General features: G+C 63.3%; 11 protein-coding genes. All 11 read right to left on the reverse strand.

What is annotated here, in order from left to right; genetic code table 11:
• Window positions 1-15: 15 nt before the first annotated feature.
• The 11 genes from CH251_RS16970 to CH251_RS28155 all read right to left on the reverse strand — a co-directional run bounded on the left by CH251_RS16970 (window position 16) and on the right by CH251_RS28155 (window position 13,210).
• On the reverse strand, window positions 16-522 hold the full coding sequence (locus tag CH251_RS16970) for a hypothetical protein (RefSeq protein ID WP_094614191.1): 507 nt from the start codon (window positions 520-522) through the stop codon (window positions 16-18).
• Window positions 523-587: 65 nt separating this feature from the next.
• Complete coding sequence (locus CH251_RS16975) at window positions 588-2,435, reverse strand: DEAD/DEAH box helicase (RefSeq protein WP_094614232.1); 1,848 nt, start codon at window positions 2,433-2,435, stop codon at window positions 588-590.
• A gap of 155 nt (window positions 2,436-2,590) precedes the next feature.
• Window positions 2,591-3,409, reverse strand: coding sequence for an Fpg/Nei family DNA glycosylase (locus tag CH251_RS16980; protein ID WP_094614192.1), 819 nt, complete (start codon window positions 3,407-3,409; stop codon window positions 2,591-2,593).
• Between the two features lie 50 nt (window positions 3,410-3,459).
• Window positions 3,460-3,906 (reverse strand): carboxymuconolactone decarboxylase family protein, encoded by a 447-nt coding sequence (locus tag CH251_RS16985; RefSeq protein WP_094614193.1) that lies wholly within the window; start codon window positions 3,904-3,906, stop codon window positions 3,460-3,462.
• 80 nt (window positions 3,907-3,986) lie between these two features.
• Window positions 3,987-4,214, reverse strand: a complete 228-nt coding sequence (locus tag CH251_RS16990) for a hypothetical protein (protein WP_094614194.1) — start codon at window positions 4,212-4,214, stop codon at window positions 3,987-3,989.
• A gap of 513 nt (window positions 4,215-4,727) precedes the next feature.
• Window positions 4,728-5,078 carry a hypothetical protein gene (locus CH251_RS28290; protein WP_179273399.1) on the reverse strand — a complete coding sequence of 117 codons (351 nt, stop codon included), beginning with the start codon at window positions 5,076-5,078 and terminating at the stop codon, window positions 4,728-4,730.
• A complete protein-coding gene (locus CH251_RS16995) occupies window positions 4,973-7,036 on the reverse strand; it encodes an AMP-binding protein (protein ID WP_094614233.1) in 2,064 nt (687 codons plus the stop codon). Before CH251_RS16995 ends, CH251_RS28290 begins: the two co-directional genes overlap by 106 nt.
• Before the next feature lie 186 nt (window positions 7,037-7,222).
• On the reverse strand, window positions 7,223-8,827 hold the full coding sequence (locus CH251_RS17000; protein ID WP_094614195.1) for a DASS family sodium-coupled anion symporter: 1,605 nt from the start codon (window positions 8,825-8,827) through the stop codon (window positions 7,223-7,225).
• Window positions 8,828-8,914: 87 nt separating this feature from the next.
• Window positions 8,915-10,381 carry a sodium:alanine symporter family protein gene (locus CH251_RS17005; RefSeq protein ID WP_094614196.1) on the reverse strand — a complete coding sequence of 489 codons (1,467 nt, stop codon included), beginning with the start codon at window positions 10,379-10,381 and terminating at the stop codon, window positions 8,915-8,917.
• A gap of 108 nt (window positions 10,382-10,489) precedes the next feature.
• Window positions 10,490-11,824 carry an NAD(P)/FAD-dependent oxidoreductase gene (locus CH251_RS17010; protein WP_094614234.1) on the reverse strand — a complete coding sequence of 445 codons (1,335 nt, stop codon included), beginning with the start codon at window positions 11,822-11,824 and terminating at the stop codon, window positions 10,490-10,492.
• 30 nt (window positions 11,825-11,854) lie between these two features.
• Window positions 11,855-13,210, reverse strand: a complete 1,356-nt coding sequence (locus CH251_RS28155) for a serine/threonine-protein kinase (protein WP_094614197.1) — start codon at window positions 13,208-13,210, stop codon at window positions 11,855-11,857.
• Between the last annotated feature and the right edge of the window lie 56 nt (window positions 13,211-13,266).

A 13,266-nucleotide genomic window follows, 5' to 3' on the forward strand; every position in this document is an offset into this window, starting at 1 on the left:
GCCGCAGGTCTCAGGTCAACCGAAGAACGCTGTGCCGTCGAGATTGTCGATCGGCATCCAGCGTCGAGGAACGTCCTTCGACGTAATCGCTGCCGCCAGATCGACTCCACGGACGGCCAATGCCGACGTCGGCATCTGATCGACGATCAGACTGATGGCGTAAGTAGCGGCCGTCACGTGGAGGCATGGCTCGATTCTTCCGGAGCAGGTGCAGGACGTTTCGGTGGCCTCGGGGACCGGCGACAATTTGCTCGCTATGAGTTCGGCGTGGACTTCGTCGGGGAGGTCACCGCTGGTTACACCGCCGCGCGTGTGGCGGGCAACAATGCGCAGCACCGACTTTCGTTCTCTCTCCGAATATCGGGGGAGTGAGAGCACGGCCGTCTCGATCTTCTTGCCCGCGGACACGACGCATCGAAATTCACCGATTCTGTTGTGGTCCAAGGCCACTGCCTCGTTGCGCACCAGGCTGCGTGCTCGCGGCAGTGTCGGGTTCGGCCGCGTGACAGCGATTGGTTCCACGCGCCGAATCCAGTCTTTTCCCCACGGCGTCGACCCGAATGCCGCGGGCGGTGGCGTGGTGGCCATCAGTGCGACACCGCCCTCAGCGACAGCGTCTCGCGCAACGTCGAGTCGTCGAGCGCCGCCAGAGCCGACTCGTTGTTGCCCTCGGTCAAACCAGCTATCGCCTTCTTCCGCCTGTGGAGTGACGCGATGTGCTCCTCGAGTGTTCCTTCCGTCGTGAGTGCCATGACCGTCACCTGTGACTTCTGTCCGATGCGGTGCACCCGGTCGGTAGCTTGTGCCTCGACCGCGGGGTTCCACCATCGGTCGTAGTGGATCACCGTGCTGGCGCGGGTGAGATTGAGGCCGTACCCCGCCGCCCTCAGACTGAGAACCATGACAGGGGATCGGTCGCTGTTCTGGAATTCGTCGACCATCTTGTCGCGCTTGTCCACGTCGAGTCCGCCGTGGAAAAACGGAATCGGGGCTCCGGTGAGGCCTTCGAGATGCTTTGCCAGGATCTCTCCGGTCCGACGGTACTGAGTGAACACGAGCGCAGCCTGAGAGGATTCGGCAAGCTCTTCGATGATCTCGGTGAGCCTGTCGAGTTTGCCGGAGCGATCGGCCAATCGAGCCAAGTCTTCGTTGACAAGCCCAGGATGGTTGCAGATCAGTTTGAGCTGGGTGAGTAGTGCCAGCACTGCTGTCCCTCGTGCGCGGTACGAGCCGAATCCGGTATCGAATGCTTCCTCGACGGCCGAGTTGTACAGTGACGCTTGCTCGTTCGAGATCGGACACAGTACATCGATGTGATGCTTGGGCGGAAGATCTGTCGCAACCTCGGCTTTCGTCCGCCGAAGAACGACCGGCGCGATCGCGTTCGACAGTTGTGCGAGTGCGGCCGCCGAGCCTCCCTGCTCGATGGGTGCCGAGAATCGTCGGGTGAACCGAGCTCGTGTTCCGAGCAGTCCGGGATTTGTGAGATCGATCAAGGCCCAGAGTTCGTCCATGCGGTTCTCGACGGGAGTGCCGGTCAAGGCGATGCGTGTGGTGGAATTCAGTCGACGCGCAGCGCGAGCAATCTTGGTCCGCGAGTTCTTCATCACGTGCGCCTCATCGAAGAACACAGTGCTCCAGGATATTTCGCTCAATCGATCTGTGTCGGTTCGCAGGGTGGGGTATCCGGTGACTGTCACCCAACCCGCGTCGGCGCAGTGCTCGAGGGTGCGGGACGGTCCGCGGTACACGTTGACGACCAATTCGCCGTCGGAGAAGTTCTCGATCTCACGGCGCCAGTTGCTGATCAGCGACGTCGGGCAGACGACCAGGAAGCTGCCCTCGCCTCGCCGCGCTCCGACGATCATGTGCGAAATGGCCTGAAGCGTTTTGCCCAGTCCCATCTCGTCGGCGAGGATTCCACCGCCTCCCACCTCGTGAACGGTCGGTATCCAGGCCGCACCGTGTACTTGATAAGGCCTGGGTGTGAAGGCCGACTCATGCTCGATCAGATGGTTCTGCATGTGCAGGCTGGCGCGGAGTGCGTCAGCGGCACCGTGTGCTGTGAACACGCTGGACCCGCCGGCGTTGGGAACCGCGTGCGCCGCAGGCGGGAGTGCGTCGACGAGCACTCGAGGAACTCCGCTCATGTCGGGGTTGTGCTCGACGTGGTTCAGGATCGCCAACCATCCGCGTGCCGACGTGCCTTCCGCAGAGTTGGTTGCGGTTCGGAGCGCGTCACCGTTTGCTGCCACGAGTCGCGCGTCCACAGTGCGCACGGCAACGGTTCCGTCCGCGCCGGGAACCGCAAGCTCGACGGGAGTGGACTCTCCGGCAGGCGTCGCCCCCGGTGTGCTGTGCCAGACGGCGAAACAATGACGGTGCGGCAGATAGGTGACGTGCGTAGCTGAGTCTGTGTCGGCGGTCGAAAGCATGCACCCTCCGGCGAAGTTCGTTGCCTCGGCTGGGTCCGAGGCTGCCAACACCGTACGCCGTCCGGTTGCTTTTCGCTCCATCCGATCGCGTTTGACAATTCCGAAAATTACTGTCCTACAGCGCTATCGAGCACCGTCTCGCGCGATGGATCGGATCAGGATTGCTCGCGAGAACACCACCACGTCGTGCGACCGCCCACCGTTCCGCGGGCCATCGGCGCACCACATCGAGGGCACGCCGCATCTGCTCTTCGGAACGGAATGATCTCCCCGGTGTGTACGCCACCCTTCTTTATCGCCGATCGAATCGCGCGGCGCAGAACAACGCGGAGTTCGTCCAGTTCCTCCGTCGTGAGCGTCTTGGCGCGCCTGGACGGGGATTGCTCGCTCTGCCACAGCACCTCGTCGGCCAGTAGATTGCCGACCCCGGCAATGGCCGACTGATCGAGTAACCGAGCCTTGAGAGGTGCACCGTTGGAACCGATTCGGTGACGGAAGTCGTCGCGGGTGATCTCCGCGGCATCCGGGCCGAGAGCGTCGATGTCGGGTTCGAGTCGAACCCGGCCGAGCCGGCGCTTGTCGAAGAGTCGAAGCTGCCCACCGTCGTCGAACGTCATGGAGAACCGCGTCCACTCGGGCTTGTCGGTCGGGCGCTCACCGACATGGGGATCGCCCCCTCCGTGCTGCGAGGTGCGCTCACCGTCGGGAGCGGTCACGATGACGCGTCCACCCATGCCGAGGTGAATGCCCAGGGTCGGGCCGCTCGAGCCGTCGGCCGTGACGGTTTCGCACCACATCGCCTTGCCTCGTCGACGCGCCTCCGTGAGCTTGCCGCCTGTCAGTGCACGGGCAATATCGCCTGGCATGTGCGGTCGGCACTCGAACGTGTCGGTGTCGTCGATGTCGACGATGACGCGATCGAGCGCTTTTTCGACGACCTGTCGGGCGTTTTCCACTTCGGGTAGTTCCGGCATGGATCCGGTGTACCCAATTCGCGGGCGCTATGCGCGGGTGCCGTCATCGGTCATTCATTCGACGCGTTCATGTCACATTCAGGCACCAGTGGACCCAGTTCGGCGTCGAGGACCTTTTGCACGACGCGCATCGCCGCCAGCGCGGCCGGTGCTCCGCAGTAGCCCGCTGTATGAATCACCGTCTCGGTGATCTCCGTTCTGGTGAGGCCGTTGCGCAGCGCACCTCGTACGTGTCCTGCGAGTTCCTCGTGGGCGCGCAACGCGATGAGGATTCCGAGGTTGAGCAGGCTCCGGCTGCGGTGATCGAGACCGGGACGCGTCCACACGCCGCCCCACACGGTGTCGGTGACGAAGTCTTGCAGTGCAGCGGAGTCAGTGCTGGAGGCAGTGGCGAACGCTTTGTCGACGTACTCTTCGCCCATCACGTTCCGGCGGACCTCGAGCCCGTCCTCGAATCGCGGACCCCTGTTCCGATTGGCCGCCTCGTCGTCGATCATGGTGTTCCCTCTCCGTCGTCTGCGCTGTCGACAGATCATGGCAGGGGGTTCAGTGGAACAGAAGGCGGAGGGGAGCTCGGCTAGGGTTCGATCTGTTCTGTATTCGTGCGGGGATCCCCGTGATCGTGTGGGGCGATCCCACTTTCGCGCGGCGCGCCCATGTAGGCCGATCCTCCGACAGCACTGTCGATTCCGTGGAAACGGCCGCGCCGCATGCGCGAGCGAAGTATGCGGGCGATGACAACGAAGACACCCAGAACGACGGCGAACCCGGCGATCACGGCAATCAGCGCCAACGATGTTTCCATGACAGTCTCCGATCCTCGCCGTCGTAAACCCGACCGGTCTGTCGATTATCGGGCATGGGAGCGACTCGGGTGATGGAACCAGGACGCATGTGTCTGTCGATCTGCTCAGCGCGGAGAAACCGGCCCACCGTCACGGTCGTCGTGCGAAGGCCGTCTGTCGTCGGAGACGTGTTCTGCGCGAGTTGCTTCGAGGAACAGCTGAAGAAAGGAAGAATGCGCGCCTCGTTCCTGCGCCGTACTTTCCTCTCGGGGGCCTTCCGATGCCTTCGACATAGCGATTCGCACTCCTCCCGTGTCGGCGAACAACAGTCTCAGATTCTGAATAGTCAAGCAACTGAGACAGTAGGTACAAACCGTGGCACTAAGTGAACGATCGGAGGGAGGTGGCGATCGATCAACCCCTGACGGTGTGAATGGCGGCGAGCGTGCCCAGAAGCTGCAACGCGTCGGCGAAGGGGCTGCTCGGTTCGGCGTGACAGGCAACCAGGGTCTGGCCAACGGTGCCCGAAATTGTCAGTTTCTCGTGCCGAAGGTCGAGGGGCCGACCTCGGGGTGATCGAGGAGGCTGCTGCCGCCCGTTCTGAGGTGTACGTCCTGGCGCGCCCACAGCCGCTTGAACTCCGCGCTCGCGATCGACAGCTCGCCGACCAGGGCGGTGAGAACCTCGTCGTCGAGATGTGTCGCCGAGACGGCCCGAATTGCGGCCGCGGCGTCGAGAGTGGCCGGAGGTGCGTCGCAGCCGTGCTGTCGAGTAGGGGTTACATCCCAGCGGCGGTGGGCGGCTCGATCAGCATCCTCTTGATCACCTTGCCGGTCGCGGTTCTGGGCAGTTCGTCGAGGAACGTGATGTCGCGAGGAACACAGAAGCGGCTCAACCGATTTCGAATATAGGCGCGCACCATGTCCGCGTCGAGGCCTGCCGATCCGCGGCCGACGACGAATGCGGCCAAGCGCTGCCCGTATTCGGGGTCGGGCACACCGACGACCGCAACTTCGCCGACCTGGGGAAGATTGGCGATGGCATCCTCGACGGGGCCGGGAAAGACGTTCTCGCCTCCGGAGATGATCATCTCGTCGTCCCTGCCGCAGACGAACAGCCTTCCGTTGCAGTCGATGTACCCGAGATCGCCGGTGTCCATCAGGGCAGCTCCGCGGGCGGACGCCGTCGACGGCGGTTCGGCGTTGGTGTAGCCGTCGAACAACATGTCGTTGCCGACGAATATTCGGCCGAGAGTTCCCACCGGAACGGCAGAACCGTTCGCGTCGAGCACGGCGACCGTCGTACCCAGAGGGGGGCGCCCGGCGGTGGCGGGGGCTGCGCGCAGGTCTTCGGGGGTCGCGATCGTGGCCCACGAGACCTCGGTGGAACCGTAGAAGTTGTAGAGGACGTCACCGAAGACGTCCATGAAACGGCTGACGGTCGATCCGGTCAATGCCGACCCACTGCATGCGACAACTCGCAGGCTCGAGGTGTCGTACCGTGATCGAACCTCGTCGGGCAGGTCGAGTATTCGCTGCAGCATGATCGGAACCGCGATCAACGAGGTACATCTGTGCGCCTGAATCGCCCGCAGGCAGTCCTCCGGATCGAATCGGTCCTGGAGAACCACCGTTGCGCGCAGGGGAGTACTGATCTGCAGTGCCGCCAGCCCCCAGCTGTGGAACATCGGTGCCGCGATCAACATCCTCTCGTTCATCCGAAGGGGCATGCGAGACAGCATGGCCGCCACGGTTCCGAAGCCCTTCGGTGTAGGACGAACTGCCCCTTTCGGTGACCCGCTGGTCCCGGAGGTCAACACGACGACCGACCCGGGTCGATCCGGCCTCGTGAAGGTGGCCGACGGCGCTGCGACGAAGTGTTCGAGGGTGCGCCGACGCGGAACGGCGGTATGGGACGACAGGCTCACACGGGCCACGTCGTCGGGCAGGTAGCGCACCATCGAATCGAACTCGTCGTCGACGAACAGTATTCGGAGCTGGTGGCGGGCGGCGATCGTCTCGATCTGGCGGGCAGCGAGGCCGGTGTTGAGAAGGACCACCTCGACCCCGAGCATGCCGCAGGCGACGGTGCACTCGATCATCGCCGAGTGGTTGCGGGCCAGAATTCCGACGGTGCTTCCTGGACTGATTCCGGACGCGTCGAGACCCGCCGCGATGCGGTGCGATCGATGGTGGATCTCAGCGAAGGTCCGGGTGCCTCGGTCGTCTATCAGGGCGATCTCGTTCGGGGACTTCGCTGCAGCCGCCGCGAAGCCACCGCCCAGGGTGAAGCCCCATTTGGCCAGCGAGTTCAGTTGCTTGTACGCACGGTCGGGACGTGCAGCACGAATGACGCCGGTTCCCACCATCGTCTTCATGATCGCCAGCGGCAGCGACCGCGAATCCCCGGAGTTGGTCACGATCGATGTCGAGGTCCCGGAAAGGGAGTTCTCCAGTCGGCGCAGACCACCCATCACCCAATCGATTACGGCACGGTTGTGTTCGGGTTGGGGCGAGTAGGACCCCCCGAGCCCGGCTCGGAACACTGTGACATCGATCTTCGTCTCGCCGGCCGAGCGCGCAGTGAGAGTGAATCTGACGAATCCGCCGGATTCGACATGCTCGATGGTGATGATCGGCCGGTTGCGTCTGTTCACCACCAGGTCCAGTGCGTGCTCGACACCATTGACTCCGCACAGATAGCCGGCCGTGGATTCACGGAGCATGCAGTAGTCGAGCCCGGGGAAGTAGCGCGGAAACAATTCGACCGCGCTCAAGACCCCGCATACCTGCTCGATGTCGTGTGCAAAGACCGTGCTGCAGTCGATGACATCCGAGACCATGCCCCACCCCCGTGCCTTGCCGAGCCGACAGCAATGCCGACGCAGCACCGACCAGGGGATGGCGGCGCGCACCTGGAACGGGTCATCCGCCTGGATGAAGTCGTCATCGTAAACCCGGCGCACGGTTGTGTGGGCGAAATCGGCCGAAGTCGATCTCGAATCGTTCGACTTCTTCTGTACAGACCGTCAGAACTGAATACCGAGCGACCATGCGAACACCGTGTACGCGGCGATGGTGATCAGTGAGATAGCGATCAGATTGAGCCAGAAGCCGCCTCGCATCATCTGGCCGATCGTGATGTAGCCACTGGCGTAGGACACCGCGTTCGGTGGAGTCGCCACAGGCAGCATGAACGCACAGGTGGCCGCAAGCGCTACCGGGACGGTCAGAACCAGAATATCGATGTTCATGCCCATCGCGACGCCACCTGCGACCGGAAGGAACGTTGCTGCCGTCGCGGTATTGCTGGTGATCTCGGTCAGGAAGATGATCGCGGCCGTGGCGACGACGACCAACAAGACCACCGGAATGGTGTCGAGGCCACCTGCGACGCTGCCGATCCAGTCCGTCAGGCCACTCGACTCGAACTGGGCCGACAGGGCAAGCCCGCCGCCGAACAGCAGCAACACGCCCCAGGGCAGCTTGACGGCGGTCTCCCAGTCGATCAGACGGACGCCCTTCTTGCTTCCGCCGGGTAGCAGGAACAGGAGCAGTGCTGCTGTCATGGCTATCCCGGTATCGGAGATCGGGGCATCGTCGAAGATCAGCGGAACAGCCACCCACGACACGGCTGCCAGGCAGAAGATGATCGCGACCCGGATCTCACCCTGCGACATCCTGCCCAGGGCGTCGAGTTCACCTCTGATCAGCTGCTTGCCACCGGGTATGTCGTCGATCTCCGGCTTGAACATCACGTGGGTCAACAGGAACCAGGCGATCACGAGCAGGATCACGGCGAGCGGAACACCGGCGATCATCCATTGGAGGAACCCGATCGTGATTCCCTGCCCCTCCAGGTAACCCACCAACAGAGTGTTGGGTGGAGTGCCGATTATGGTTCCGAGCGAGCCGATCGACGCCGCATAGGCGATGCCGAGCATCAGAGCGGTCCCGAAGTTGCTCTTGATGACGGCCTGGGTGATGGTTTCGTCGTCGGGGGCGGAGTCGCCGCCGGTGCCCGGCACCGCTCCGGCCTTCTTGCCGATGTCGAGAACCAGAACCAGCACCGATACACCGATCGGGATCATCATGACGGCGGTGGCCGTATTGGACACCCACATCGACAGAAAGCCTGTCGCGATCATGAACCCGGCGATCACCATCGTCGGTTTGGTGCCCATGGCGTTGACGGTCAACAGGGCTATCCGTCGGTGCAGATTCCACCGTTGCATGGCCAGCGCCAGGAGGAACCCGCCCATGAACAGGAAGATGATGTTGTTGCCGTAGGAGGCTCCGACATCGTTGACGGCGACATCGGAATCGAGGACCGGAAAGATGACGAGGGGCAGCAGCGCGGTTGCCGGGATGGGCACCGCCTCCGTCATCCACCAGATACCCATCAAGACGGCGGTGCCTGCGGTCAGACGCGCTGGATGCGCTACGTCATCAGGGAGAACCAGGTACACGAGAATGGCCAACAGGATGCCTGCGCCGAGGCCGACCCATTGACGCTTGCGGCGACCGGGCTGCACCTCGTCCTCTCGTTCTCCGGCCGACCTCTGATCCACCTCGTCGAAGGCGTGGCCTTCGGATGAGCGCCCGGCCTTCTCCTCGTCGCCGACCTGCGTCATGGAACCTCCTCGGTGTGGACGTTTCATCACCCTAACGCGTGAAATGTCCGGAAGGTCCGAATCGGGCAGCGTCGACGCCTGCCTCGCCTACCGCGCGATGTCGGGCTTGTTCACCGCCGGATCGTTGTCGAGCACCGGATCCCACACGTCGCCGGGTAGGTCGCCCGGCAGATAGCTGTTGCCGCGTCCGACGAATTTGTCGTCACGGCCTTCGCGGCGCATGGCCTCGAAGTCCGCCAGTGCACCGAAGGCCCATTTACCCAGCAGCGCAATGGCTACCAGGTTCACCGTTGCCATCGCAGCCATGGCGACGTCCGCCAACGCCCACACCGTCGTCAGCGCGGACAGGGAGCCGAAGCCTATTGCTGCAAGGACGATGGTGCGTAACAGGTTCAGCAGTTTGCCCTCGACTCCGAGGAAGTTGAGGTTGATCTCGGCGTACGAATAGTTGCCGAGGATCGACGAGAACGCGAACACGAAAATCAAGAACGTCAGCGGAATCGTCGTCCACGTTCCCAGCTGAGCGGAGATCGAGTCCTGAGTCAGAACGGCACCCGCCACCCCGCTCGGGTTCTCGATGTCGTACACACCCGAGACCAGGATGATGAACGCCGTCGCGCTGCAGATGACGATGGTGTCGAAGAAGACACCGAGCGACTGGATCAGACCCTGCTTCACCGGATGGGACACCGTCGCTGTCGCAGCGGCGTTGGGTGCGCTACCCATGCCCGCCTCGTTGGAGAACAGGCCGCGTTTGACTCCGTTGAGCATGGCGGCGAGTATTCCGCCGGTCGTCCCGCCGACCGCCTCGTTCAGGCCGAATGCGCTGGAGACGATCTGACCGAACACCGTCGGGATCTCACCGATGTTCATCGCCACGATCACCAGTGCGAGCAACACGTAGACCAGCGCCATGGCGGGGAGCATGTACTCGGCCACCCGCGCGATTCGCCGGACACCACCGAAGAGGATCGGAGCCGAGAGCACCACCAGGAACACCGCGATCCAACCTGCATCGATGTTCATCGTGGACGAGAACGACTCGGTGATCGTATTTGCCTGAACCATGTTGAACGCGAAGCCGAAAGCGAAGATCAGCAGGCACGCGAAGACGATTCCCCAACGACGCGAACCCAGACCCAACTGAATGTAGTAGGCCGGGCCACCGCGGAAGCTTCCATCGGGATTGCGCACCTTGTACATCTGCGCCAGAGTCGCCTCGACGAACGCAGTCGCCATGCCGACCACCGCGACCAGCCACATCCAGAAAATCGCGCCCGGTCCACCGAGAGTGATGGCGATGGCGACGCCGGCGATGTTTCCCGTACCCACCCGGGATGCCAGGCCGACGCAGAATGCCTGGAACGCGGAAATTCCGCCCTCGGCGTTCGATCGAGATCCGCCGATCGACTTGAACATCGACGGCAGCAAGCGAACCTGGACGAACTTGGTGCGGACGGTGAAGTACAGCCCGACGCCGATCAACAAGTAGATGAGAAAAACGCTGTAGAGACGATCTGCCAAGAAGTCGATTATCGAACTGACGGTATCCACGGTGCCATCCTGAAGTGCTCGGTGTGGGTGCGTCGACAGCACATTACTCGCAGATGACCGAAAGTTTGCACCGAACATAGACGCACGGGTGGAGTTCGGAGAACTCTGTCAGTCTTCGGTAGCACCCCAGATGTCTCGGAAGGGAACCGGACGCCCCAGAATCCGTTCTGCTGCACGGTGTCCCGACTTCAACGCCGCGGTGACCGTTGCCGGATCATCGGTCCAGGTCGCTTCACCGGCGAGATGAAGAACATCGCCGATCGGAGTGGCCAGGTCGTCGTGATCGCGCGTACGTGAACCCACCGTCATGTACGAGTACGAGCCGTAGGAGAACGGATCGTCCTGCCAGCGAGTGACATACACGCTGTCCGGTGTAGCGACACGGTCGCCGTACAGGCCACGCAGTGCCTCGAGAACCGAGTCCGCGATGCGGTCGTCGGACCAGTGCCGGATCTGCTGCGCGCACGCGCCCGCTGCGAACGTCAGAAGCGTCGGACGCCCCGGCGGCATGGTGACGTCGTACCAGGAGTGCCACCAGCGCCCGGCTTCGCCCTGCTGTCGTACGACGTAGACGTTCTCGTCCCAGAACTTGGTGGGGAACCGGATGAACACCTTCTCGAAGGCATTCATCTCCAATCGTTCCAGGGCACCCGAAACGGGTTCCGGTAGAGGAGGTTCCACCGTGAACGCCGGAGACTTCAGTACGCCGATCGGCACCGTCACCACAGCGCGCTCGGCCGAGAACGTCCCGGACCCGGTATCGACCAGAACTCCGTCTTGATCCCACCGGACCTGCGTCACAACGCGTTCGAGTCGAACATCGAGCCCCTCGGCCAGGCGAACGGCCAATTCGTCGTAACCATCCGGGAACACGACTTCGTCCCCCTCGATGGCGTCGTCGTCCAAACCGTGCGCGTCGAGGAGATCTTTTCCCACCCCCAACTGTTCCTCGGCGCGATGTCCGAGAAACTCGCGGACTCGTTCGAGTCGATCGTCGTTCCAATCCAGTTGCGTCAGAGTTGCTTCCATCGCGGCACCGAACGACGTTCCGGGGGACGACTTCGCGATGGTCGTCGCGAACAGTTCGTCGAAGTGGTGAACGTCGGCACCGAACTGGGCGGCGGCCGCCTCGCTCAACCTGGTCCCGGTGGGGGAGTAGTAGGCAATGGGCCTGCCGTCCGGCTGGTAGCTACCGACAGTGAATTCGACGGTCCGCATTCCGAAAGCGTGTACGGCATCGGCGAGGGGGTTGCCGTCTGTTCCGTGAATCCAGGACGCTCCGACGTCGAGGGTGCCTTCGTCGGTGCGCATCGTCCGGACGCGACCGCCCACGCGATCTCTGGCCTCGAGAACGACGACGCGCTGGCCGGCGCGATGCAGAAGTGTCGCAACGACCAAGCCGGAAATACCTGCTCCCACCACGAGGGTATCGACGTGTGTCATCGTCACTCCTGTCTACCTACGGCCGTGGAGTCAGTTCCCTCGGCCGGAATTGCCGTTGCCGTTGCCGTTGCCACTGTTTCCGTTGCTGTTCCCATTTCCGTTGCCGTTTCCCGAGTTGCCCGAGTTTCCGTTTCCGTTCCCCGAATTGCCGTTCCCCGGCGGTAGCGGGGCCGGCGCAACGGGCTCGATCGGAACCGGATTCGTCGTGCTGACGGGGGCAGGCTCGGGCGGGTCCGAGAACACCGGAATCGAACTCGCAGGTGCAGGGTCAGGCGCAGGAGTCGTAGGTGCCGCTGTGGTCGACTCCACGAGTGTCGGAGTAGGTGTCGGCGGCGCCATGGGCTCCGGCTCCTCACCCGTGCCGACTGCGACCCAGACGATCGCCGCTCCCAGCGACACGAACAGAGCCGCTGCCGCCGGGATCAGCCATCGTCGGCGCAGAGCTCCCGCTTCGGTCGACGGTGGAACTGCCGGAGACGCAACCGTATTCGTGGGTTCGACGGGAATCACGGCAGTGCGCGGAAGAGATGTCGTGCTTCGCGACAGCCCACGCAACCGGTGGGCGACCGCAGCTGCGGCCGGTCGATCCTCCGGTCGTCTGGATGTCATCTCCGTCAACAACGCGTGCCAGTCCGATCCGAGCCCCTCGGGGACGGCGGGATCTCGGTGCAGGCGCGCCACCGCTGCTGCCACGGCGCTTCCCTCGAATACCATTGTGCCGGTGAGGCATTCAATGAGAACGAGCCCCAAGGTGTAGATGTCCGTCGGTGGGCCTGCAGACGTACCCGTCGCCTGCTCCGGGCTGAGGTAGTGCGCAGTACCGACTGTGGTGCCGTGCTCGGTGAGTCGTTCGGCGTCGACGAGACGAGCGATGCCGAAATCGGCAAGTTTGGCGCACTGTCCCACGCCCACGTCCGGAGACTGCGCAACGAGGATGTTGGCCGGTTTGATGTCGCGATGCACCACACCCTGATCGTGAATGTAGGCGAGAGCCTCCGCCAGCTCGCAACCGATCCGAGCGACGTGGGCACCGTCCATCGTTCGGCCCTGGCGATACGCACTCAGCGTCGGACCGTCGACCAGCTCCATCACCAGGTACGGCACCGGCACTCCGCCGGCATCGTGTGCAGTGCCTGCGTCGTACAGCGTCACCAGACCCGGGTGCGACAGCGACGCGAGAGTCCGAATTTCTGCATCGATGCGCTGAGCAGTGTCCGGTGGCTCACCGTGGCGGAATATCTTCACCGCGACGGATCGGCCGAGAACGTGGTCGTCGGCCTGCACGACGTCGGCCATACCGCCGCGCCCCAATACTGTTCCCAGTCGGTATCGACCCGCGAAGAGGTGGTCGTGAGGGGCACGAGGACGTGAGTCCGCTCCCACCATCGGTCACCGCCGTTCGTCGAGTCCTCCGAGCACCTTAGCCAACGGACAGACGCGCA

This window comes from Rhodococcus sp. 06-462-5 (assembly GCF_002258315.1).
Taxonomy (GTDB): domain Bacteria; phylum Actinomycetota; class Actinomycetes; order Mycobacteriales; family Mycobacteriaceae; genus Rhodococcoides.

Coding starts and splice junctions, on each gene's coding strand:
- CH251_RS16975 (WP_094614232.1), bottom strand. CDS start 2,435: ATGCTTTCGACCGCCGACACAGACTCAGCTACGCACGTCACCTATCTG.
- CH251_RS16980 (WP_094614192.1), bottom strand. CDS start 3,409: ATGCCGGAACTACCCGAAGTGGAAAACGCCCGACAGGTCGTCGAAAAA.
- CH251_RS16985 (WP_094614193.1), bottom strand. CDS start 3,906: ATGATCGACGACGAGGCGGCCAATCGGAACAGGGGTCCGCGATTCGAG.
- CH251_RS16990 (WP_094614194.1), bottom strand. CDS start 4,214: ATGGAAACATCGTTGGCGCTGATTGCCGTGATCGCCGGGTTCGCCGTC.
- CH251_RS16995 (WP_094614233.1), bottom strand. CDS start 7,036: ATGGTCTCGGATGTCATCGACTGCAGCACGGTCTTTGCACACGACATC.
- CH251_RS17000 (WP_094614195.1), bottom strand. CDS start 8,827: ATGACGCAGGTCGGCGACGAGGAGAAGGCCGGGCGCTCATCCGAAGGC.
- CH251_RS17010 (WP_094614234.1), bottom strand. CDS start 11,824: ATGACACACGTCGATACCCTCGTGGTGGGAGCAGGTATTTCCGGCTTG.
- CH251_RS28155 (WP_094614197.1), bottom strand. CDS start 13,210: ATGGTGGGAGCGGACTCACGTCCTCGTGCCCCTCACGACCACCTCTTC.